Here is a 22,106-nt window from a genome sequence, read left to right as displayed (position 1 = left end):
CGGCGATCCCTCTATAATGGTTTGAAAGGGCCCTTTCCGGCCCTGCGCACGAGGCGACTGAATGAACGTCACGATGATCGGCTTCCCCCTGGCATCCCCTTCGCCCCAGACCGGCGGCATGGATACGGGCGCCGCGGGCGGGTTTGCCGGCATGATCGGCGGAGCCCTTGGCCAGCCGACGCTGGCGGGTGCAACCATCGCCATCGGCAGCGCATCGGCGGCCGATCTCGCCGCACAACTTCCTGCCCGGACGAACGCGCCGATTCTGCCGGCCGCCGACAATGCGCTCCCCAAGCTGCCGGGCGACAAGCCGCAGGTCGCGATGGCGCAACTGCTCGCGACGGCAACGCCCGCCGCGCTGGTCGCCGCGCCGATCGCGGTCGGGAGCAGCCCGCTGGGAGACGCGATCGCCAAGGCGCTGAACCAGCCGGCGGCTTCCACCGCCCTGACCGATGTTGCAGGCGCGACGCCGCACTCCGCAAACGGCATTCTGGAGCAGGCGCTTCCCGGAGGGCCTGATGCCGAAGTGCACGTTCCCGCCACGAACGTTGGTGATCCGCTGATCGACGGCAAACATCCGACGGGCCAGCCTGCACTTGCCGAGACGCCGCCCGCGCCGACGGAAACCATGATGCCCGTCGTCGCGCAACCCGGCACGGCGGATGCCGCTGCCGTGGCGCTCGATGCACCCGCGCAGATCCAGTTGGAGGTCCCGACGCTCGATCGCGCCAAGGCTCCCGCAAAGCTGACCAGCAAGTCGGGTCGCAACGCTGCTTCGGCCGATGCGCAGCATGACGCTCCGGCCACGAATGCCGCCGGGCTGGAAAGTCTGGTGTCGCCGCACCCCCAGACGCAGCCGCAGCCGCAGCCGCAGCCCGTTGCAGTCGCGCAAACCGTTCAGCAGCCGGTGCCCGCCGCCCCACCGCAGCCGGCGCCTTCCGGCGAGATCACGACCAAGCCCGCACGCACGGCCCCGCCAACGGCAGCGGTCACCGCGCAGAACGGCCCTGCCGTCGACGTCTCAACGGACTTTGCGAGAGCCATCGAAGGCAAGGCAGACACTCATAGCGGCGATGCCGGCCACCAGGGCGATCAGGGCGCCGCCTTTGGCCAGCAGCTCGCCGCCGACACATCCCGCACCGGCCCCGCCGCCAGCGCCGCCACCACGACGGCCGCATTCTCCGTCGCGCCAACCACCACCACGGCCGCTACCCACGCGCCCGCAGCAGAAGCGCCGAGCGCCGCTGCCGGCGAGCCGGTGATCCAGGCGCGCCCGGGCGAACTCGGGCGCAGCTTGGGCGTGGAAATCGCGCGCAAGGTAGATGCAGGCGAAGACACACTGCGCGTGCGGCTGAACCCTGCCGAGCTGGGCCGAGTGGAAGTAACCCTCGCCTTCGATCGTGAGGGCCGCGTCCAAGCGACCATGCGGGCCGAAAGCCAGCACACGCTGGATCTGCTGCGGCAGGACGCGCCCGATCTCGGCCGCGCGCTACAGCAGGCAGGAATCCGCAGCGACACTCAAAGCTTCCGCTTCGAAGGCCGCGATGGCGGCGCCGGCAGCGGCAATGGCCAATCCGCCTTCCAGCAACAGTCGCGTGGCGGCAACCAGCAGTTCCGCGACGAACCCGAACCCCAGGCCCCGGCCTATCGCCCGATCCGCGGCGATGGCCAGGTCGACCTGATCGCCTAGGAGCAGTTCATGACCCTCGTCACCAGCGCGACGACCACCACGAGCACCACCACCGATGCGGCGAGCAGCAAGCTGACCGCGGATTACAGCCTGTTCCTGAAACTGCTGACCACCCAAATGCAGAATCAGGACCCGATGAATCCGATGGACAGCTCGCAGTTCACGCAGCAGCTCGTTCAGTATTCGCAAGTTGAACAATCGATTCAGCAGAACAAGACGCTGAACACGATGCTGTCGACGATGAACATGCAGTCGCTGACGCAAAGCTCGTCGATGATCGGCCAGGCTGTCGAGGTCGACTCCGACATGGCTGCGACCAGCGCGACGAAGCCGGCGCAGTGGAACTGGATCGCTGCGAACGCCGTGACGAGCGTGACCGCCAAAATCCTGGATTCGAAGGGCAGCACGGTCGATACCCGCACCTTCGACGCGACCGGCACCAGCGGCAGCTTCACCTGGGATGGCACCACCAAGGACGGCAAGGCGCTCGACCCCGGCATCTACCGCGTCGAATTGACCGGCAGCAATGCTACCGTCGCATCGATCAAGATGACCGCCAGCGCCGCAGGAACCGTTGATAACGTACAGATGATCAACGGTTCCCCCGTGGTCTCGATCAACGATGCACAGTATCCGACCAGCTTGATTACCCGCATCCAGAAGTAAGTTAGCGCGGTCGATTAAATCCGCACTAACTGGACCTCCGTATAAATCCTGTAGTAAATCAAGTCAGTACCGACTTTTACAGGGTCGAAATCTGCGATATAAGTAGATCAGGAGATGAGAGGACGTTCCGATCCCCTCGCGATCCTCTCGTCTCTCCTTCATTGCCGGGCCCCCCTCGCCCGGCATAGCGGCAGGCCAGTTCCCCCCAACTGGCCTGCCGCTCGCATTTGTACGCCATGAGACAATGCGCCGATCGGACCGATACGAAGGTCTTCGGACGGGGATCTGTGCCCTTTCCTTGTCATCCCAGCGAATGCCGGCACTCGTCGCTTCCTACTGGTAGCGGGGCCCGGTTTCGGTGGGACATGCGCGGCCCGCGGGCGCGCGGATCAATGGATGCGCAGCCTGCGGGTGCGCAGGTCAGTGGACGCGCGCCTCGGCCCGGCGGGTCAGCTCGCGCGCATGCGCGGCCACGATGCACAATTCGGCGTAGAAGCGATCCCAGAACGGCGCGGCGATCTCGATACCGCTGCCGCCCTCCTGCGTCAGGATCACGACTGCGGAGGGGTCCACCTCCAGGCGCAGGCGCGTACCGAACATGCCGTCGACATGCTCGTCGGGCAGCTGCTGGGGCACCGACAGGCGGGCGGACATGATGTAGCCGGCAAGCACGTCGACGCCATAGCCATCGAGCAGCACGCGCGGGCGGGCGGCCAGATCGGGTCGTTCGAGGACGATGAGCGCACCCGAGGGATGCTCCTCGACGCTTACGCGCAAGCGGCCGCCAAAGGCGTCGGTGATTTCACGAATGCGCGGAAACACTAACCATTCTCCCGTTCGGTATCCTTATAGGACCGATAACCATTCGATGCCGTGCGAAACCGACAAAAAAAGGGCCGGGATGGCGTACCATCCCGGCCCCGTTCGAACCTTTGGCCCCCAGGGTTGGGCCGCGGGTTCTTAGCGGAACAGCGAAGTGATCGTCTGCGGCGCCTGGTTGGCGATCGACAGAGCCTGAACACCGAGCTGCTGCTTGACCTGCAGTGCCTGCAAGCGTGCCGATTCCTTCGCGAGATCGGCGTCGACAAGGTTGCCGATGCCGCCCTCGATCACGTCCGACAGCTTGCTGGTGAAGGTCTGCTGAGCATCGATCTTGCGCGAAGCGGCGCCGAGCGTGCTGAGCGAGGTCTTCAGGTTCGCCTGCGTGGTGGTGATCGTGTCGATCATCGCCGCCGCAGCCGACTGGCTGCTGATGTTGCCGCCCGATGCGATCGTAACCACCGAACCGCCGAGATCGAGGCCCTGGTTCGCCACGCTGAGCGAATCCGGGTTCCACGTGGTGGCGCTGGTGGTGTCCGCGTCCTGCAGCGACTGCAGCGCGGTAACCGTGCCGCCCGAAGCCTTCAGCAGGTTCGTGCCGTTGAAGTCCGACGAGTTCACGATGGTCGTGATCTGGTCGCGCAGCGCGACGAAGTCGTTGTTCAGCGCGGTGCGGGTCGCGGTGTCGATACCGTTATCCGCCGACTGATAGGCCTTCGCCTTCATCTGGTTGACGATGTCGGAGATCTGCTCGGCACCGGCAACGGCGACGTCGGTCACGCTCTTGGCGCGGCTGAGCGACGACGAAACCGACTTCAGGCCGCCCAGGTCGCCACGGAGGCCCTGTGCGATCGTGTAGGAAGCCGAGTCATCCTTGGTCGAGGACACGGACAGGCCGGTGTTGATGCGGCTCTGCGTGGTAGCCAGGTCCTTGTTGGTCGAGGTGAGGCTCTGGAGAGCCGCCATTGCGCCAACGTTGGTGTTAACCGAAAAACCCATGATCATTTCCTTCTTGGAACAGAGTCGCTTCTGCGACCCGGATCGGAACCGCCGATCCACGGCCGGGCGCTTGGCGCGCCCTGCACTTCCATTGTGGAAAGGAAATCGTTCCGACCAAAATTTCCCAGCATATTTTGATGGTTAGCAAGTGGTTAAGTTAAAAAACTGAAAAGACCGGGGGTGCGCCGTTGCGGAACGACGCACCCCCGGTCTTTTTCTTTCAGGCTATTGTTCCGAAGCGCTGCGATCGCGCGATCAGAAGGGGAAGAGCGCGTCGTAGATCTGCTGGCCCCAGCGCGCCTGCTGCGCATCGGTCAGCTGGCCCTTGCCGCCATAGATGACCCGCGCCTCGGCGATCTGGCTGTGCGCGATCGAATTGTCGCGGGCGATGTCTTCCGGGCGGATGATGCCGGTGACGATCAGCTCGCGCATCTCGAAGTTCACGCGCACTTCCTGCCGGCCGCGGATCATCAGATTGCCGTTGGGCAGCACCTGGGTGACGATCGCCGCCATCGTCATGTTGATCGTTTCCGACCGGTTGGTCGTGCCGCCGCCCGTATATTTGGAGCCCGAGCTGGTATCGACGAGCGACGAGGGATCGCTGTTGGTCAATTTGCGGATCGGCGTCTGCAGGCCCAGCAGGCCGGCGATGCCGGCGGTTTCGGTGCCGCCGCGCGTGCGCGCCGTGTTGTTGCCGATATCGGCACGATCGGCGATGTTGATGCGGATCGTCAGGATGTCGCCGGTCTTGCCCGCGCGCTGATCGCGGAAAAAGGCACCTGCGCCGGTACGGAACAGCGATGCGCTCGGCGCCGCGGTCGGCGTCGATGCCTGGCGAACCCGGCCCGAGCGGTCCGAGGGATCGGCCAGCGAAGGCTGCACGTCCGGGGTCTCGATCGGCTCCATCGAGGAAAGGCGCGGTGCCTTGCCGACAGCCTTCAACCGCCCGACCGCACCGCAGCCCGAAAGCGTGGCGCCCAGCGCCACCACGAGGATGAGTTTACGCATGAACCTTGTCCTTCAGGGAGTAGAGACCCGCACCGTGCCCGATCCATCGACGAATCCGTCGAGCGTGCGGTTGGTGGCACTGACGACGATGCGGACAGGATCGCCCTGTGCCCCGCCGCCCAACGCGCGGCCGGCGGCGGTGATCACCAGCGGGCCGCTCACGATCCGCGCCGTCACCGGCTCGCCGCGTCGAACGAGCTGCGGCTTCATCACATCGCCGCGGCGGAGCAGCGCACCTGCGTTGAGGTTGCGCGTGGCTTCCATGCCGACGACGTCGTCCATTCGCAGCGCGGTGCGCGCGACGCCTTCCGGCCGCGGCTCGACGACGATGTCGCTCGCGTCGATCCGCTCGCCGCGCGCCACCGACTGCTGGAGCACCGCCACCGGCACCTCCTCGCCCGGCGCGGCGGCGAGCAGCAGCAACCCCAGCAGCGCGGACATCAGCGCAGCTGGCTGGTCGTCGCCAGCATTTCGTCCGCGGTCTTCACCACGCGGCTGTTCATTTCATAGGCGCGCTGCGCAGTGATCAGCGCGGTGATTTCGGAAACCGGGTTGACGTTCGACGCTTCGATGAAGCCCTGGGTCAGCGTGCCGATGCCGGGATCGCCGGGCGACCCAACGGTCGGCTGACCCGAGCCGGCGGTTTCAACGAACAGATTGCCGCCGCGCGCTTCGAGGCCGGACTCGTTCATGAAGGTCGCGAGCTGCAGCTGGCCGAGCTGCTGCGGCTGGGTGTTGCCGGCGACGGTGACTTCCACCAGCCCGGTCTTCGAAACGCTGAAGCTCAGCGCGCCCTGCGGCAGCGTGATGCCCGGCTGCACCGGATAGCCATCCTGCGTAACCAGTTCGCCCTGATCGGAAATCTGGAAGGTGCCGTCGCGGGTATAGGCAGTGGAGCCGTCCGGCATCGTCACCTGGAAATAGCCCTGGCCCTGGATCGCCATGTCATAGGGATTGCTGGTCTGGGTCAGCGCGCCCTGTTCGTTGATGCGATAGACGCCGCCGGTCTTCACACCCGCGCCGATCTGAATGCCCGACGGCACCCGCGTGTCGCCGCCGGTGGACGAACCGGGCCGCGAGACCTGCTGATACAACAGGTCCTGGAACTCGGCGCGCTGCTTCTTGAAGGCGGTGGTGTTCATGTTGGCGATGTTGTTCGAGATGACATCGACGTTGGTCTGCTGGGCGAGCATGCCGGTGCCGGCAATGGAAAGCGAACGCATGACGGGTATCCTTTCGTGAAATTCAGCCGACGCGGCCGAGCTTGTCGATCGCGCTCTTGCGCATGTCCGACATCGAGTTGGAGAGGCTCTGGCTGGTCTGATAGGCGCGCAGAATCTGGATCATGTCGGTGGTTTCGACGATCGCGTTGACGTTCGATCCCTCGACCCCTCCGCTCATCAGCTTGGTCTGGTCGGCAGGAAGTTCGCGGCCGCCGGTGGCGGTGAACATGCCGTCGCCGCGTGGATCGACCGCAGCTTCGCTTTCGAACACGGTCACGGCGATGCGACCGAGCGGGCCGGTGCTGCCCATCACGGTGCCGTCGGCCACGACGCTCACCCGGCCAGCTTCCTCGGGCGGAACCTTGATCGGCTTGCCGCCCGCGCCCAGGATCACCTGGCCGCCGGCCGTCGCCAGTTCGCCGCTCTCGAGCACCTTCACGAAGCCCGCGCGGGTATAGGCAATGCTGCCGTCGCCCGACTGCACCGAAAGATAGCCCGGCCCGTCGATCATCACGTCCAGCGGATTGCCGGTCGGCTGGAACGCGCCGTTCGAAACATCGTGCACGGCGCCGTAATCGAGCACGAACGACGTTTTCTGCGCCGGCTTCACGGCGGAATCGGTCTGCTCCACATATTCGCGGAACACCGGCTGCTCGCGCTTGAAGCCCACCGTATTCATATTGGCGATGTTGTTCGACACGATGTCCAGCCGACGCCTGAGCGCCTGTTCCTGGCTGAGAAGCACATAAGAAGAGATGTCCACCGGACCGTCCTTCGAAAAAGTGTCACTAGGCAGAAATTGCCGGGTGATGGTCCTATAATAGAGGGAAATCGGACGTGCGGACGCCGCGGCCGATAAATCGGGAAGGTCCAGGAGTATGTCGGCGGAAATCGTCGAGGATAAGAGCGCGCCCGCAAGCCCGGCGCCCAACAAGAAAAAGAAGCTGATCATCATCGGCGCTGCGACGCTTGCCGCGCTGACGCTGGGCGGCGGCGGCGCTGCCATGTTCCTTGGCGGCGGCAAGACCGAAGCCAAGGCCGAAGAAAGCCATGGCGAGGAAGCCGCGGCGGACGCGGGCGAAGGCGAGGGCCATGGCGGCGAAGAAGGTGGCGAGGGCAAGGGCGAAAAGTTCGTCGACGTCCCGCCGCTGTCGGTGAACCTGCGCTCGCCCGATGGCACGGCGCACTTCCTGAAGCTGCACCTGATGCTGGTGCCCGGGGCAAAGACCACGGACACCGCACTCAAGGACAAGCTGCCGGTGCTGCTCGACGCCTATCAACCCTTTCTGCGCGAGCTGCGTCCGGAGGATCTGAACGGCTCCGCCGCCGTGTTCCGCCTGAAGGAGGAACTGATGGTGCGCGCCACGCGGACCCTGGGGCCCGGCATGGTGAAGGAAGTCCTCATTCAGGATCTCATTCAGCAATGATCGATCTCGACGATTTCGACCTGCCCGATCCGCCCGCTGCACCGTTCGGCGACGACATCGGCAATTTCGCGCAGGCGGACATCGACGCGCTGTTCGGCGGCAGCGAACCGGTTCTGAAGAAGAAGGGCCTGCGCGCCGTTCTGGAATCGAAGGTCATCAGCCACGAACGGCTGCCGATGCTGGAAGTGGTGTGCGACCGCGTGGTGCGCAGCTTCGCCAGTTCGATGCGCAACATGACCTCCGACGCGATCGACGTGAGCCTGGAGGAGGTCACCTCCGCCCGTTTCGGCGAGTTCATGAACCGCGTGCTGCTGCCCGCCATGGTCGGCGTGTTCAAGGTCACCGAATGGGAGAGCTACGGTCTCATCACGGTCGAATCCGGGCTGATCTATTCGGTGGTGGACGCGCTGCTCGGCGGCCGCGGCGGCAATTCGCCGACCGTGATCGACGGGCGCGGCTTCACGCCGATCGAAACCTCGCTGGTGTCGCGCGTGCTGGAAACTGCCCTTCGCGATTTCTGCGAGGCATTCCGCCCGATCGAGCCGATTTCGATGCGGCTCGAGCGCATCGAGACCAATCCCCGCTTCGCCGCGATCGCCGCCACATCGAACATCTGCGCCATCGCCACCTTCCGGGTGGACATGGACGGCCGCGGCGGCTGTTTCACGCTGGTGTTCCCCTATGCCACGCTGGAGCCGGTGCGGCACAAGCTGCTGCAGCGCTTCATGGGTGAGAAGAGCGGGCGCGACAGCATCTGGGAGGCGCACATGGCCTCCGAAGTGCGCAAGACCAACGTCACGGTGAACGTGCTGCTTGGCGAAAAGGCAGTGCCGCTCGCCGAACTCGAAGAGCTTCAGGTGGGACAGACCATCGCCTTCAACAACAGCCCCGACGACCCCCTGGATATCGCTTGCGGCGACGTGAAGCTCGCCCAGGCACAGATCGGCCAGCGCAGCGGCCGTGTCGCCGTGCGCCTCGTCAACGATGTTTCCCGCTCAAGGAAGAAGACCTCATGAGTATCGCGTTATCCGCCAATGTGCTCACGATCATCCTGTGCATCGCCGTGCTGGTGCAGAGCCTACGGATGATGCGCAGCCTGCGCGCCGTGAAGGATGGCGCGCTCACCGACGTGGTGAAGGCGCTCGACAACGCCACCATACAGGCGCGCGCCGTGCTGTCGGACATGAAGTCGACGCTCGGCACCGATTGCGCGCGGCATGCCCGGCTGGTGGAACAGGCCCGCGATCTGCGCGACGAACTGTCGGACATGATCGGCATCGCCGATTCCGCCTGCGAGCGCATCGTGTCCGCCGTCAGCCTGGCCAATGCCCTGCGCAGCGACAACGAAGACAAGGCCGAACGAGCTGAGGCGGATGCAGAGGCCGATGCCGAAGCACTCGCCGCCCGCTTGGCCGGCGATATCACGCGGGAAGCGGCATGATGGCGCGCCCTTCCCTGCTGCTGCTGATGGCGGCGGCCTCTGCCATCGCGGCAGTGGCCAATGCCGCCAGCATTGCCACCGGCGATCAGGACGGCAGCACCGCCACGCGGCTGGGCAATTCGATCCAGCGCGACCTGAACGCACGCGACGCCGAAGCCGCCAAACGCCAGCGCGCGCTGGACCTGCGCGAACAGGCGACCAAGGCCGCCGAAAGCCGGCTGCAGGCCGATCTGGAAGCGAGACAGAAGGACACCGCCACCGGAACCGGCGCGCCTGGCGCGCCCTCGCCGGCCGAAGCACAGTATGACGATCTCGCCCGCATTTATCAGGCGATGAAGCCTGCAAAGGCTGCGGTCGTGTTCGAACAGCTCGACATGGAAGTACAGATGAAGGTGGCGCAGCGGATGCGGGCCGCCTCCACCGGCGCGATTCTGGCGGCGATGTCGCCCAAGGGTGCGGCGGCGCTCAGCATGGCGTTGGCTCGCAAGAGCGCTGCGCGCCCGGCCGCGACCCCTGCCGTCGCCGGGACGGCGATGGCTGCGCGAAAGCCGGGCTGAGCGGCTCGTTTCAATGTTCGAAGGCATGGCGCGGCTCCGGCATCTGCCGGGGCCGCCGCTGCGTTCAGCCCTGCGACGCGCCGACTTCGACGATGAGCACGCGGGCGACGCCCGGCTCCACCGCGTGAATCGCGTCGGTCAGCGCCTTGTCGAGATCGGCGACGTTCACCGCCCGCAGTGCGGACGCATCGAGTCGGGCGAACTCCACGCCGCTGGCGATCGCTGCCATGCGCAGCGCGGGCAGATTCTCCGTCATGCGCTGCGCGGCAGCGGCATCGGTAGCTTCGACCACCAGCTTGAAGTTCAGCGTGCCGCTGACGCGATCGGCATCGATGATCGGCACGGCGATCGGATCCATCGCCAGCAGGTGCAGGCCGGCGGCGCCGCCACCGCCCCCGCCGCCCGAAGCGAGCGCCCGCCCGGCCGGGACCGGCGACAGCGCCGCCGCTACCAGGAAAAGCATTGCCAGCTTGGGCCTGCCGCTCACAGAAAATCTCCCGTCCATGCATGGTGCCGCGCGCCCGGCGGGCCGCAGACGTCCTATAAATAAGGGACAAGCACTTAACGGAATCCAAATGAGCCACGATCAACGACCAGCCCGGATGCGCGTCGTCAGCGACGCGGCTGCCAGCCGCGGCAACGCGGTTGCGGCGGACGCGACCGGCACGCCGGCGCAGCAGGCCGCCGCCAAGGCGGCAGCGGAAGCCGAAGCGCCCAAGGGTCTGCCGATCGTGCCGGCCCTGATGTTCCTGGTGGCATGCGGCGCGGGCAGTGCGCTCGTGACCATGCTGGTGGCGGGAGGCCATTGATGCGCCGCTTGCTGATCCCCGCCCTTCTCGCCAGCGCCGCCGCGGCCACAGCCAGCGAACCGGTGCACCCGCCCGCCGATGCGCATGCTGCGCCCGCCGAAGCCGCCGCCCCGGCAGCCGAGCCGATGGCCGCCGGCCCGATGGCGTTGCCGCCCTTCGCCGCGACGCTGGCGCAGATGCCGACGATCACCTCCAGCCGCGACTGGCCCGAACTTACCGAGGAGCAGGCGTGGGACGGCCTTGTCAACGCCAAGCCGGACACGCGTCAGCTCGCGCGGTGGCGCTATGCCGGCTCGCTGATCCGCCGCGGCATGGGCGCGGAAGCGCTGGGCGTGCTGCGCACCATGGCGGCGGACGACGCGGATCTCGCTCTGGTCGCGCCGTTCCAGCTCGCCACCGGCGCGGCCCTGACGATGATCGGGCACGATCGCGCTGCCGTAGAGGCGTTGTCGCTGCCCGAACTGGACGGCAATGCGGAAGCCTGTGCCTGGCGGATGCGGGCGCTGGCAGCGCAGGGGGATGAAATGGCCGCCGCGCGCCAGGTCAACTGCGCCGTCCCGGCAATCAACGGTCGCGATCCGCAGGCGCGCAAGCCCTTTACGCTTGCCGCCGCGCGGGGCGCCATCGCCGCCGGCCAGACGGCGCCGGTCTTCGCCTGGCTGAAGCTGTTCGGCGAACAGGATGCCGCCGCCAACCTGCTGCGCGGCCGGGCGCTGCTCGTCTCCGGCGATCCCGCAGCCGGGCTGTTCCGCCTCTCGCGCGCGGAGCTGAGCGGCACGCCGCAGATCAAGGCCGAAGCCGAACTCGCCCGCATCCAGGGCGAGGTGAAGCTGCACCGCATCGCGCCGGCGGAAGCGATCAAGCGGCTCGAGTCGCTTCGCTATGGCTGGCGTGGCGGCATGGTGGAAAAGGGCGCGCTGGAGCTGGAATTCGCGCTTGCCAAGGAACAGAATGATCGCCGCGCCGCGCTTCGCAGTGCTGCGACGCTGTTCCGCTATTTCCAGCCCGGTCCCGAAGCGGCTGCGATGCTGGTGCAGATTCGCGGCTGGCTCGCCGAAATGCTCGCGCCCGACAGCGGCACGCCGCTGCCCGAGGCAGCCGGGTTGTACTGGGATTACAAGGAACTGGCGCCTGCCGGTGCTGAGGGCGATGCCCTGGCGATGCGGCTGGCCGATCGGCTGGAAGCGGCGGGCCTTTATCCCCGCGCGGCCGAGCTGCTGCAATATCAGGTGATGCAACGCCGGCAGGACGTGGCGCAGGGCCCGCTATCGGTGCGGGTAGCGACGTTGTTCATCCTTTCCGGCAATCCGGTACGCGCGCTCGACACCCTGCACGCGACCGAGCAGGCCAGCTATTCGGACATGATGCGCTTCGATCGCAAGCGCGTCGAAGCGGTCGCGCTGTACAAGCTGGGTCGCGAGGCGGCGGCGATGGCCGCGCTCGACGGCGTTCCCGGCGGCGCAGGCGTGCGCAGCGAGATGCACTGGCGCACCCATAATTGGGGCTCGTTCATCACCGAGAACGAAGCCAGCCTGCCCTCGGCCGGTGCACTCAGCGCCCCGAACCAGGCGATCGTGCTGCGCCAGGCGGTGGCGCTGGCGATGCTCGGGCGCGAAGACAAGCTGCAGGCGCTGCGCGCGCGCTATGGCGCCGCGTTCAGGACGTTGCCAAGCGCGCAGGCCTTCGACCTGCTCACCCAGCCCGCCCAGACCATCGATCCGGCGCGGATCAGCGGCGCAATGGCCGCGATCCCCGCCGCAAGCCCCACCGGGGCGATCGGTGACCTGCTCGACGCGCCTACAGGCTGAGGCGCAGCGTCACGCGGATGTCGCGCCCGGCCAGCGGCGCGAAGTCCTTGAGATAGCTGGCCGCCCGCCGTGCCTCGACGTCGAACAGGTTGTTCGCCGACACCATCAACGTCGTACCCGGCAGGCTGCGGAACGGCCGCAGGCTCACCATCGCGTTGACCATGGTGTAGGCGGCGGTGGGCGTTTCGAACGCGGCGATGCGATCCTGCTTGAAGACGTGTTCCGCCTCGAGGCGACCGGTCAGCAGATCCGACTGCGCCTCGATGCCGCCCAGCACGCGCATGGCGGGGATGCGCGGTGCCGGCCCCTGATCGACGATATTGGCCCGAACATAATCGCCGAGCGCGTCGAGGTTGATCGTGTAGCCGCCGATGCGCGCCAGCCGCACCGAGCCTTCGGCTTCGAAGCCGTAATAGCGCGCGTCGCGCTGGGTGAATTGGAAGCACGGCAGATCGACAGTGCGGCCGCTGGGCGCCGCAGCATCCTCGCACACCGCCTGAAGCGTCTGGTTGTCGCTGATATAGTTCGAGAACCAGTTGTAATAGGCCGACGCATCGAAGCTGAAGCCGTCGCCATGCGCGTGGAGCGTCGCTTCCAGGCCCCAGCTCTTCTCCAGGCGAAAACCGGGATTTCCGAGTTCATAGGCTTCGGTGCCGGCATGAGCGCCGTTCGCGAAGAGCTCCTCGGCCGAGGGCGCGCGTTCGGTGTGCGAGCCGTTGAGGCCGATGCGTACTGTCTCGCTCAGGCCATAGGACGCGCCGATCGAGCCCGACAGCGCCTCGAAATGGCGCTTGCCGCGGAAGAAGCGTTCGTCGCCCAGCAACGTATCCGCGGACAAATCGGTGAACTCGTAGCGCAGGCCCGCTTCCGCCTTGAGGCGCCCGAAGTCGAGCTGCTGCAAGGTGAACAGGCCCAGCTGACTGGTCTGGTTCTTGGGCAGGAAGGCCTCCTCTCCCTGCACGTCGAAATTACGGCTGAAATATTGTAGGCCGCTCGCACCCCGCCAGGCGCCACGTTGGGACTGGACCAGTTCCAGACGACCTTCGAGGCCCTTGTTGTAGAAAGCGGTACCCACCGCACCGTCTTCCTCGAGCTCGAAATGGCGGTAGGCGGCATAGCCGGCCCGCAGGCGAACGCGCTCCAGAACGCCGCCGCCGGTCTCTGCCTCGGCACGCAGATCGACGCGGTTCTGCACCACACTCAGACGCGGACCTTCCTGTTCCTGGCCGGGCTGCGTCGCATAGCGCACCGGGATGCCATACAGGCTGTCATAATGGCTGTAGGCAATGCCCAGCATGCCCGTCTCGGTGATCAGCGAGGCGCCGGCGCCGGCGGTCCAGGTCTCCGAAGCGCTGTTCGGCAGGGTGCCGCGGATCCGCGCATTGTCGGCGAAGTCGATCGGTTCCTCGGCATCAGGGTCGGCCGGCAGCGCCGCACTGGCCAGGGCCTCACGCCGCTTGGCCGCAGAAAGCGCGTAGCCGCCGATCTTCAGGTCGTCCGACTTGGTGTAGGAACCGTCCGCATGGAGCACGATGCGGCCGCCCAGCGCCACGTCGCCCGCGCCGCCCACGCTCCGCTCGTTCGCCGCCGATCCATAGGTGCCGATGGCGTTCAGGCGATAGCCGTTCTCCGGCACGCTGCGCGGGATGCGGCTGTCGATCACATTGACGACGCCGCCCATTGCCGAGGAGCCGAACAGCAAGGCGGACGGACCACGCAGCACTTCGACGCGCTCGGCCAGCAGCGGATCGATGATCACGGCGTGATCGGCCGAGGTGTTGGAGACGTCGATCGATCCAATACCGTCGGTCAAAACGCGCACACGCTCGCCCTGGAAGCCGCGCAGGATCGGCCGCGAGGCGCTAGGGCCGAACGAGCTCGCCGAGACGCCCGGCTGACGCGCCAGCGTCTCGCCGATCGTCGGGCGCAGATTGCGCGTCAGTTCCTCGCCGGTGACGACCGAGGTGCCGGACAGCACGTCCTGCTCGCTCTGGCTATAGGGCGCGGAGACGATGATGTTCACGCCCTGCCCACGCTGCGCCGCCCGGTCCTGATCGTCTGTACCGGAAGCCGCAGCGGCCGGCGCATCGGGCTCCGGATCGGCGAAGGCCGGCAGGGACAGCAGCGGTATAATGGCGGAGGCAAGCAACAGCGCACGCGACATCGGATCTTCCCTTTGATTGCTCTTTGTGCACTGCACTAGCGGTGACGTTATATAGTATCAATAGCGGATTCGCTTTTAAGCCTCTGCGAGAAATAATTTTTAGACGAACACTGCCGAACACGGACGCTCGACCGGCGTATCTCGCCAGCACAGCACCATTAGATCCACAGGCAAGCGCCTAGCGGCTTTGGTCTCGAGAGAATCCACTGGCCTGCGCTCATCAACGAGCCCCGGCTAATGCTGCCTTGCCTCACAGCAGCTTGCCGCGGCCAAATCCAGATCGGCCTCGCAACGGGATGATGCGCCGCGGCACAATGCGGCCCTACCCTTCCCCCGTGTATCGCGAAAAATCGGAAATCATGACCGCACCCAGCTCAGAGGGCTAGCCAATACATGCTGCTACATAGCAAAAATTGGCGGTTTGGCAGCGATACCGCGGAAGCGCCGGCGCTCGTCCCATCAAGAGCCCGTCTCGCCGCAATGCAACAAAATTTCACTCTGCCGTCGGCTAGATCAACTATAGTTAATTAGTTCCAACCGCTCGTCGCACATTTGGAGAGATTCACCGTGATTGCTACACTCGCCATGCTGTCCGCAATTACCGTAAACACCAAAGCCCAGCTCGATGCCGCGATTAACCGCGCGCGAGGTGGCGAGGTGATCCGGTTGGGCCGGGCGAACTATGGCACCGTGGTTATACAAAACCGCTCTTTCACGTCACCGGTAGTCATCAAAAGTGCCTACCCTGCCGCTCCGGCCCTATTCAGCGAACTACGGGTGCGCAACGTTCGCAATGTGACGTTCAACGATATCGAAGTTACGCGTATTCGCGGGACTGATCCCGATTGGGCCAAGATGATTGACATCAACGGCGGATCGAACATCACGTTCACCGGAGGCTTCGTCCATGGGCCAGCCAATAATCTTTGGCAAGATGACATGTATGGAATGTACATCCGGAACGTAACCAACCTAAAAGTAAGCGGGGTTACTTTTCACGACCTACGTGTCGCACTGGTGGTGGAAGACAGCTCGAGCTTCAACATCGAGAACAACATGTTCACCCATCTAAGCCGTGACGCGATGGAAATCCCCGGCACGCGAGACGGGCGCATCTACAACAACTCTATGGCTCTGTTCGGGGTCAAACCGGGCGATCACCCCGACGGGATCCAGTGCTGGACCGCCGGCAAGACCTCTGGCTGCAGAAACATACAAATCGTCATGAACCGGTTCATCGGCTCACCGGGCAACGAGTTTCAGGGCATATTTTTCGGGGACGAGGCCAAGGTGGGCGGCTATGACGGCGTGCAGATCATCGGCAACACCTTCGCCAATGTCATGTGGCACGGGATCAACATTGCCGGACCAGGTAGCGGAATCGTGATCCGGAACAACATTCTTACGGCAGGACCAAATTATCGCCCGTGGATCCGTACGCTGGGACCGGCGACGCTCTCGGGCAACTCGGCGCCGACTTATGTAATCAATGGGAAGGAGGGCGCACCTTCCGGCAATCAGATTGGCGGCATCTACAGGGCGCAGTAAGCGCCCGCACTGCCGCCGCGCGTCCGGGCGGTAGCGTGTCATCCAGGCGCCCGCGGCCGTCTGCTGCATGGAGAGGCGGTGGTGGGTCCGCCGGGATTCGAACCCGGGACCTCTCGATTAAAAGTCGCTTGCTCTACCGACTGAGCTACGGACCCACGCCCCGCCACCTAGGCGCGCGGACGCGGCCGGTCAACAGCGTGGAGCAATGCGTGCGTCTTGCGGCCGCTCACCGGGTCGCGCCAGTCAGGGGCGATTTCGGCGAGCGGCGCCAGGACAAAGCGGCGCTCGCGGTAACTGAGATGCGGCACGGTCAGCGCAGGCGTGCGCCAGCAGCCTCCCGACCACAGCACGATATCAAGATCGATCACCCGCGCGCCCCAGCGCTGGCCGCGGCGTCGGCCGAATTCACGCTCGATCGCCTTCAGCCGGCGCAGCAGGGCGTCCGGTGCCTCCTCGCTGCGAATCAGCGCCACCGCGTTGGCGAAGCGACGGCGCGAAGGACCCAGCGGCGCGGTTTCGCGCAGGCGTGACACCGCCTGGACGCGGCCGAGCAAGGCAAGCGCCGCACGCACTTGCGCGCGCGGGCTGCCGTGGCGGCCGCGGCGATTCGATCCAAGGGCGATAACGTAGCTTGAGATGGGCACGTCTCCGCGCCTATCGCGGCACCATGGCCACGCCAAGTCTTGAACCTGATCGGGATTGCCCGCGCTGCCCCCGGCTGGTGGCGCTGCGCATGGAATTGCGGGCCGAACAGCCCGATTGGTGGAACGCGCCCGTACCGGCGCTGGGCCAGCCCGATGCGCCGATCGCGATCGTCGGCCTGGCGCCGGGGCGCGCCGGCGCCAACCGCACCGGCCGTGCCTTTACGGGAGACGCCTCGGGCGATCTGCTCTTCGCGGTTTTGGAGAAGCTCGAGCTGATGCGTGAGGGTGAGCCGCAAGGGCTGCTGATCGTGAATGCGGTGCGCTGCCTGCCGCCGGAAAACCGGCCACTTCCGGCAGAAGTGCAGGCGTGCCGGCCGTTCCTCGCCGGCCAGTTGCGGGCGCCGATAACGGTGGCGCTGGGTGAAATCGCACACCAGTCCGCGGTGAAGGCGCTGGGAGGGAAGCTGCCGAAGCTTCGGTTCGCCCATGGCGCGGAGCATCGCCTGCCCAAGGGGCAGGTGCTGCTCGATAGCTATCACTGCTCGCGCTACAACCAGAATATCGGCCGACTGACCGAACCGATGCTTACCGCCGTGTTCGAACGGGCGATGGCGCTGCGGGACGCACTGGGACGAACCGCGTCGGGTTGAGTCCGCCGGCGGGCCGTTACGCCCGCCGCACGTCCCCCGGCATCATAGATATTTCGCGAGGCTCAGGCTGGAGAGCTGCGAGAACACCGAGTAGCTCGCTTCCAGAACCGCCTTTTGCTGCGCAAGATCGATCGCCACCTGACCCAGGTCGGCATCCTCATTGTCTTCGATCACCTGCTGCAGCAGCAGCGCGCGCGTTTCGCCGCGCGTGGTAAGATCTTCGACTTGGTTCTGCTTGCGCCCGTTGTCGGCATTTACCAGCCCCAACTGGGTCAAGCCGTCGTTGAGCTTGGACACGCCTTCCTGCAGCACTGTCTTCTGCGCATCGGTAAGCGTATTGCCGATCTGGCCGGCGCCGGCGAGTGCCCGAAAGGCTTCGTACAGCCCCTTGCCGATCGAGCTGGCATTGACACCATAGGTCAGGTCCACGCCGTCGGCGACGCGGGCGGAGGCGAGCACATCGTCGTCGTGAAACGCCTGATCGGCCGGCACGGTCGCCGCGTCGGCCAGCGTAGCCACCGAAAACGGCGCCTGATCGATCTGCGAGCCGGCGAACAGCGGCGTGCCGCCCTCACCTGCGTTCAGCGAGGCGCGCATCTGCTGAAAAGCGCTCTCGATCGCTTCCTGCAGACCCGCCGACTGGCCGGTGCCCAGCGCCGTGAGGATCTGCTGGCGCAAGTCCCGCGCCGACGTGTCGATGCCTTCGATATGCCCCTGATAGAGCGACATGGTCGTGCCCACCCGCTTCGACACGGCGGCCTGGGCGTTCTGCTGCTCGAGCATGCTGTGCGCGGAAAGGTTGCGCACGGTTTCAGTGCCGAGCGACGCGAAATCGGCGGCCTTCTTGCCGGTCGAAAGTCGCTTCTGCGTGATGGCGAGCTTTTCCTGCGAGGTCTGGATAGCATTCGCCATGGTACGCTGGAGCGGAATAGTGGCAACACGGGACATGGGTCGGCTCCCTTAACGGACCATTTCTAGAAGCGTATCGTACATCTGGGTGGCGGTCGTCATGATCCGCGCAGCGGCCGCATAGCTATTCTGCAACACCACCATCTGCGAGAGTTCCTCGTCGATGTTGACGCCCGAATAGCTGTCGCGGCGATTGACCGCGTCGGCCTTGCGCGCATTGGCGTCCTCCAGCCGACTGCTGGCCTGATTGGCCTCAAGGCCCGCCCGCCCCAGCAGCTGAGTGGAAAAGCGCCCGATCGTGGTGACACCATCCTTGCCGAGATCGACGGACTTTTGCAGTTCGTTGACGAACGCGGTGGCGCCGCGCGTATCGCCGGTGCCGAGGGCACGCTCCCCCACTGCCGCGCTTGCGTTGAGCATGGCGAGCGGAAGCTTGCTGCTGTCGGCGGCGATGTCGCTGCGCACCTCGGACTCGGCGAGGCCGGCGTTGAGGCCGCTCATTCCCATCAGCGACGAGAAGCTGCGACCGGTGCCGAAGCGATCGGTGGAATCCGCAGCGACGGACAGCACCGCGCCCGAAACCGCGGTTGCCGGATCGAAGCGCACGCGCCCGCGATCGTCGAGGCTGAAAGCGCCGAATCGGCCGAGGGGACTGTCGTTCAGCTCGGTGATGATGTCATCGAAATCGTCGCCCGTTTGCGGCTGCAGCGTGTAGCTGGTCAGCGCCAGGCCCGAAGCGTCGCGCAGGATGATCTGCGCGCTTTCTCCGGTGGTGAAACCGTGCGGATCGGTACCTTCGAACCCGCTGGGCACCAGGCTGCTCTTGTCGCTGCGAATGAGGTCGTTCATCCCGAAGAACTGGGAAACGCCCACGCCGGCGCGATCGCTGGGATTGCCCTCGGTCTGCGCGATGGCCACGCCGTTCGCGCTGTTCGCCGCAGAGAAGGTCAGAACGCCGTCCGTGAAGTTCGCCGTCGCGGCCCCCCCCAGATTGGCGTTGATGGTCGCGACCATCTGATTGACGGTGTTGGGGCTCAGCGTGCTGAAGTCGATGGTCGTCTTGGCCACCATGCTGCCGTCCTTCGCGGTGACCGCAAAGGTGGCCGAACCAGTGAAGTTCAGCCGATCGGTGCCGACCAATCCCGTCTGGCGGCCGATCAGGTCTTTCGGCGCAGGCACGGTGGTGCTGGCGTTGGAAACGCGGTTCAGCGTTTCGGCGAGACCGTTGAACAGCACGCCCATCTGTTCCGAGAAGGCGGGCAGCGCGCGGTCGCGCAGATCGAGCAGGCCGCCCAGCTTGCCGCCGACCGCAGCCGAATCCAGCTTTTCGCCGGTCAGCGCGCCCATGGTGCCATTGGCGTTGGCGAACTTGATGTTGATATCGGGATAGGTCGTCTGCGACGTGCCCGTACCGTTGCCCGAATTGGCGTAATCGAGCTGGCGCAGCCGCGTATCGAGGAGCATCTGCCCCGCCTGCGTCTCGATCGTGACGCGGCCGTCCGGCTGGTCGCGGACGTTGACGGAAATCAGGCCGCTGAGTTCCTCGATCGCGTTCATGCGCTGGTCGGCCGCGCCGCTGGCGCTGCGGCCAAGGCCGGTGGCCTGCGCCACCGTGCCGTTCAGGTCGTGGATCCGCTTGAGCAGCGTGTTGATCTTATCGACCGAATAGCCGACTTCGGATTCGACATCCGCGCGCAGGCTGTCGACGTCGTTCGTGGTCTGCTTCATCGATGCGAGCGCGTCTTCGACATCGCCGGTGAACACCGCCACCGTCTGTGCCGAAGACTGCGAGCCGGTCATGGCGATAGCGGAGGCGTTGATCGCGTCCAGCCGTGCCGGCAGGCCGGACTTTGCGCCCGGTTCGCCCAGCAGCGACTGCAGGCGGCCGAGATAGCTCGACGTCACCTCGGCGCGACCGGCATCGCCGGCCCGGCGATACACGGTCGCTTCGAGGAACCGGTCGGCGACGCGTTCCGCCTCGCCGACCTTCACGCCGCTGATCTGCCCTGCCACCACGGCGGTGGAGAGCGTTACCTTTTCGCGCGCATAGCCGGCAACGCCGACATTGGCGATGTTGTTCGATACCGCGCGCAGCCCCGCCTGGGCGGCTGCGAGCCCGGAAACCGCGGTTCCCAGAATGTCGTTCAACGCCATGACGGCATTCCCCCGGTTTCAGCGATCAGCGCTTGAGATCGCTGACTTCGCGCAGCATGTCGTCGACGGTCGTGATGATCTTCGACGAGGCGCTGTAGGCGCGCTGGAAGCGGATCATGTTGGTGAACTCGCCGGCGAGGTCGACGGTCGAGGCCTCCAGCGTGTTCGCAGAAAGCGAACCAGCGCCCAGTTCCCCCGGCGGGTTCATCGTCATCGTGCCCGACTGCCGGTTGGCAGCATAGGCATTGCCCGAGATCCGGGTAAGGCCGTTCGAGTTCGGGAAGGTCGCGATCGGCAGCTGGAACACCTTGCGGGTCGAGCCATCGTCGAAGATCGCGCTGACTTCGCCCTTCTTGGAGACTTCCACCGACGCGATGTTGCCGAGCACGCCGCCATCGGTGCCGCCCGAGACGAGCGACGAAGGCTGGCCAAATGCGGTCAGGCCGCTGATGCCCTTGTCCTCACCCAGCGACAGCTTGATCGGAACGGATTCCGCTTCGTTGCTCCACTTGATGCCCTGGGCGGCGAAATCGAGATCGTCGAACAAGCCGGCCGAGGTGGCCGGAGCAACGCTGAGGTTGAGGCTGCCGTCACCGTTGAAGGTGACCGTGCCGCTGCGGAGCATGCCGTTCGTCACGGCCGCGCCCGCGGTCGTCTCGATATCGGTGGCGGGAACGGCATACATTTCCATCTGCCATTCGTTGGAGCCCGTCTTCAGGAACGACATGTTGACCTGGTGGCCGCCGCCCTGCGAGTCATAGATGGTGAACGAACGCGAGAAAGTCGGCGTAATGGTGCCGGAGGCCATGTTGCCCTGAGCCGGCGTGACAGCGGGCGCTGCAGGATCGAAGGTGCGGTTGTAAACGAGGGTACCGGCATAGTTCGCCGCATCCGACTGCAGGTTGATGCGGGCCTGCAGCTTGGTGGTGGGCGCCGCCGTGCCGACCAGATCGCTCAACCGCACGGGCGAAAGCGCGTCCAGGTTGCCGGTATTGGTGAACGCGCCCTCGGCATCGAGGCGCCAGCCGTACAGGTACAGGCCCGACGAATTGCGCAGATAGCCTTCCTCGTCCGGCTTGAACGAGCCGGCGCGGGTATAGGCCACCTGATCGGTGGAGCTGAGCCCGGTGCGGGTGATGAAGAAGCCGCCGCCGTCGATCGCCAGATCGGTGCTGCTGCCGGAAGCCTGGAGCAGGCCCTGCTTCGCCACCTGCGCGATCGGCGATGCGGCGACGCCGCCCGCGGAATAGTTGGAGGAGGTACGGCCATCCGTCACCAGAGTGCGAAACTGCGCTTCGACACCCTTATAGGCCACCGTGTTGATGTTGGTGATGTTGTCGGCGACCGTGGCCATCGCACTAGACTGCGCGCTCAGCCCGGAAACGCCAGCGTAAAGAGCGGAATAGAGGCTCAACTTCTACACTCCTGAGGATGCCCGCGCGATCCCCACGCCGGCGACACCCTCATTGTAGAACGGTAAATGAGCGACCCAAACCAAAGGGCGAATTTGCCTATTGAACGGCCTTGGGCGGCAAAATTTGCCGGGTCATCACCGCTCCGGCGCGCGATCCGCCTATAAATTTAGAAACG

At 65.6% G+C, this 22,106-nt stretch carries 22 protein-coding genes and 1 tRNA gene; 10 read left to right on the top strand and 13 right to left on the bottom strand.

The genetic code is table 11. The annotated features are described in order from the left end of the window. The first annotated feature begins 61 nt into the window (after positions 1-61). Both B215_RS0104705 and B215_RS0104700 read left to right on the top strand, forming a co-directional pair. Positions 62-1,690, top strand: coding sequence for a flagellar hook-length control protein FliK (locus tag B215_RS0104705; RefSeq protein ID WP_019368475.1), 1,629 nt, complete (start codon positions 62-64; stop codon positions 1,688-1,690). Between the two features lie 9 nt (positions 1,691-1,699). Further along, the gene (locus tag B215_RS0104700) at positions 1,700-2,356 is read left to right on the top strand and encodes a flagellar hook assembly protein FlgD (RefSeq protein WP_019368474.1); all 657 of its coding nucleotides are present in this window, start codon (positions 1,700-1,702) and stop codon (positions 2,354-2,356) included. Positions 2,357-2,776: 420 nt separating this feature from the next. Here B215_RS0104700 and B215_RS0104695 read toward each other — a convergent pair whose 3' ends face one another. The 6 genes from B215_RS0104695 to B215_RS0104670 form a co-directional block, all read right to left on the bottom strand. Then, positions 2,777-3,178 (bottom strand): hypothetical protein, encoded by a 402-nt coding sequence (locus B215_RS0104695; protein ID WP_019368473.1) that lies wholly within the window; start codon positions 3,176-3,178, stop codon positions 2,777-2,779. 138 nt (positions 3,179-3,316) lie between these two features. Further along, the gene (locus B215_RS0104690; protein ID WP_026008946.1) at positions 3,317-4,174 is read right to left on the bottom strand and encodes a flagellin; all 858 of its coding nucleotides are present in this window, start codon (positions 4,172-4,174) and stop codon (positions 3,317-3,319) included. A gap of 255 nt (positions 4,175-4,429) precedes the next feature. Beyond that, positions 4,430-5,182 carry a flagellar basal body L-ring protein FlgH gene (flgH, locus tag B215_RS0104685; protein WP_026008945.1) on the bottom strand — a complete coding sequence of 251 codons (753 nt, stop codon included), beginning with the start codon at positions 5,180-5,182 and terminating at the stop codon, positions 4,430-4,432. A 12-nt stretch (positions 5,183-5,194) separates the two neighbouring features. Further along, positions 5,195-5,623, bottom strand: coding sequence for a flagellar basal body P-ring formation chaperone FlgA (gene flgA / locus B215_RS0104680; RefSeq protein ID WP_019368470.1), 429 nt, complete (start codon positions 5,621-5,623; stop codon positions 5,195-5,197). Then, positions 5,623-6,405 carry a flagellar basal-body rod protein FlgG gene (gene flgG / locus B215_RS0104675; protein WP_019368469.1) on the bottom strand — a complete coding sequence of 261 codons (783 nt, stop codon included), beginning with the start codon at positions 6,403-6,405 and terminating at the stop codon, positions 5,623-5,625. Before flgG ends, flgA begins: the two co-directional genes overlap by 1 nt. A gap of 22 nt (positions 6,406-6,427) precedes the next feature. Continuing rightward, positions 6,428-7,168 carry a flagellar hook-basal body complex protein gene (locus B215_RS0104670; protein WP_019368468.1) on the bottom strand — a complete coding sequence of 247 codons (741 nt, stop codon included), beginning with the start codon at positions 7,166-7,168 and terminating at the stop codon, positions 6,428-6,430. Positions 7,169-7,283: 115 nt separating this feature from the next. On the opposite strand from B215_RS0104670, the gene B215_RS0104665 reads away from it, so the two are divergent. Genes B215_RS0104665 through B215_RS0104650 form a run of 4 tightly spaced genes read left to right on the top strand, consistent with a single transcriptional unit; the run spans position 7,284 to position 9,830 of the window. Next, positions 7,284-7,832, top strand: a complete 549-nt coding sequence (locus B215_RS0104665) for a flagellar basal body-associated FliL family protein (RefSeq protein WP_019368467.1) — start codon at positions 7,284-7,286, stop codon at positions 7,830-7,832. Continuing rightward, the gene (gene fliM / locus B215_RS0104660; protein WP_019368466.1) at positions 7,829-8,848 is read left to right on the top strand and encodes a flagellar motor switch protein FliM; all 1,020 of its coding nucleotides are present in this window, start codon (positions 7,829-7,831) and stop codon (positions 8,846-8,848) included. Before B215_RS0104665 ends, fliM begins: the two co-directional genes overlap by 4 nt. After that, positions 8,845-9,273 carry a DUF6468 domain-containing protein gene (locus tag B215_RS0104655; protein ID WP_019368465.1) on the top strand — a complete coding sequence of 143 codons (429 nt, stop codon included), beginning with the start codon at positions 8,845-8,847 and terminating at the stop codon, positions 9,271-9,273. Before fliM ends, B215_RS0104655 begins: the two co-directional genes overlap by 4 nt. Continuing rightward, complete coding sequence (locus tag B215_RS0104650) at positions 9,270-9,830, top strand: MotE family protein (RefSeq protein WP_019368464.1); 561 nt, start codon at positions 9,270-9,272, stop codon at positions 9,828-9,830. The genes B215_RS0104655 and B215_RS0104650 overlap by 4 nt, the downstream gene beginning before the upstream one ends. Positions 9,831-9,894: 64 nt before the next feature. Here B215_RS0104650 and B215_RS0104645 read toward each other — a convergent pair whose 3' ends face one another. Next, positions 9,895-10,317, bottom strand: a complete 423-nt coding sequence (locus tag B215_RS0104645) for a hypothetical protein (protein ID WP_026008944.1) — start codon at positions 10,315-10,317, stop codon at positions 9,895-9,897. An 88-nt stretch (positions 10,318-10,405) separates the two neighbouring features. On the opposite strand from B215_RS0104645, the gene B215_RS0104640 reads away from it, so the two are divergent. Together B215_RS0104640 and B215_RS0104635 are read left to right on the top strand one after the other, a co-directional pair. Next, on the top strand, positions 10,406-10,639 hold the full coding sequence (locus B215_RS0104640; protein WP_236704384.1) for a hypothetical protein: 234 nt from the start codon (positions 10,406-10,408) through the stop codon (positions 10,637-10,639). Then, the gene (locus tag B215_RS0104635) at positions 10,639-12,447 is read left to right on the top strand and encodes a hypothetical protein (protein ID WP_019368461.1); all 1,809 of its coding nucleotides are present in this window, start codon (positions 10,639-10,641) and stop codon (positions 12,445-12,447) included. Before B215_RS0104640 ends, B215_RS0104635 begins: the two co-directional genes overlap by 1 nt. Here the strand turns inward: B215_RS0104635 and B215_RS0104630 are convergent. Next, positions 12,437-14,611, bottom strand: a complete 2,175-nt coding sequence (locus B215_RS0104630) for a TonB-dependent receptor (protein ID WP_019368460.1) — start codon at positions 14,609-14,611, stop codon at positions 12,437-12,439. The two genes, B215_RS0104635 and B215_RS0104630, sit on opposite strands and share 11 nt — an antisense overlap. A gap of 567 nt (positions 14,612-15,178) precedes the next feature. Here B215_RS0104630 and B215_RS0104625 point away from each other — a divergent pair. Beyond that, positions 15,179-16,159, top strand: coding sequence for a right-handed parallel beta-helix repeat-containing protein (locus B215_RS0104625; protein WP_236704383.1), 981 nt, complete (start codon positions 15,179-15,181; stop codon positions 16,157-16,159). Positions 16,160-16,238: 79 nt separating this feature from the next. Here the strand turns inward: B215_RS0104625 and B215_RS0104620 are convergent. Together B215_RS0104620 and folK are read right to left on the bottom strand one after the other, a co-directional pair. Continuing rightward, positions 16,239-16,314 (bottom strand) — tRNA-Lys (locus B215_RS0104620). A 12-nt stretch (positions 16,315-16,326) separates the two neighbouring features. Continuing rightward, positions 16,327-16,803 (bottom strand): 2-amino-4-hydroxy-6-hydroxymethyldihydropteridine diphosphokinase, encoded by a 477-nt coding sequence (folK, locus tag B215_RS0104615; RefSeq protein ID WP_019368458.1) that lies wholly within the window; start codon positions 16,801-16,803, stop codon positions 16,327-16,329. Positions 16,804-16,826: 23 nt separating this feature from the next. On the opposite strand from folK, the gene B215_RS0104610 reads away from it, so the two are divergent. Then, positions 16,827-17,453 (top strand): uracil-DNA glycosylase, encoded by a 627-nt coding sequence (locus B215_RS0104610; RefSeq protein ID WP_026008943.1) that lies wholly within the window; start codon positions 16,827-16,829, stop codon positions 17,451-17,453. A 42-nt stretch (positions 17,454-17,495) separates the two neighbouring features. Here the strand turns inward: B215_RS0104610 and B215_RS0104605 are convergent, their stop codons facing one another. Genes B215_RS0104605 through B215_RS0104595 form a run of 3 tightly spaced genes read right to left on the bottom strand, consistent with a single transcriptional unit; the run spans position 17,496 to position 21,930 of the window. Further along, on the bottom strand, positions 17,496-18,401 hold the full coding sequence (locus tag B215_RS0104605; protein WP_026008942.1) for a flagellin: 906 nt from the start codon (positions 18,399-18,401) through the stop codon (positions 17,496-17,498). Between the two features lie 12 nt (positions 18,402-18,413). Beyond that, on the bottom strand, positions 18,414-20,516 hold the full coding sequence (locus B215_RS0104600) for a flagellar hook-associated protein FlgK (RefSeq protein ID WP_019368455.1): 2,103 nt from the start codon (positions 20,514-20,516) through the stop codon (positions 18,414-18,416). Between the two features lie 25 nt (positions 20,517-20,541). Continuing rightward, positions 20,542-21,930, bottom strand: coding sequence for a flagellar hook protein FlgE (locus tag B215_RS0104595; RefSeq protein ID WP_082664388.1), 1,389 nt, complete (start codon positions 21,928-21,930; stop codon positions 20,542-20,544). Positions 21,931-22,106: the final 176 nt, after the last annotated feature.

Origin of the sequence: Sphingomonas sp. ATCC 31555, from assembly GCF_000282895.1 — a bacterium.
In the GTDB taxonomy this organism is placed as follows: Bacteria; Pseudomonadota; Alphaproteobacteria; order Sphingomonadales; family Sphingomonadaceae; genus Sphingomonas.
The sequence above is the reverse complement of the archived record's forward strand: the minus strand, read 5'-3'. Positions and strand labels throughout refer to the sequence as shown.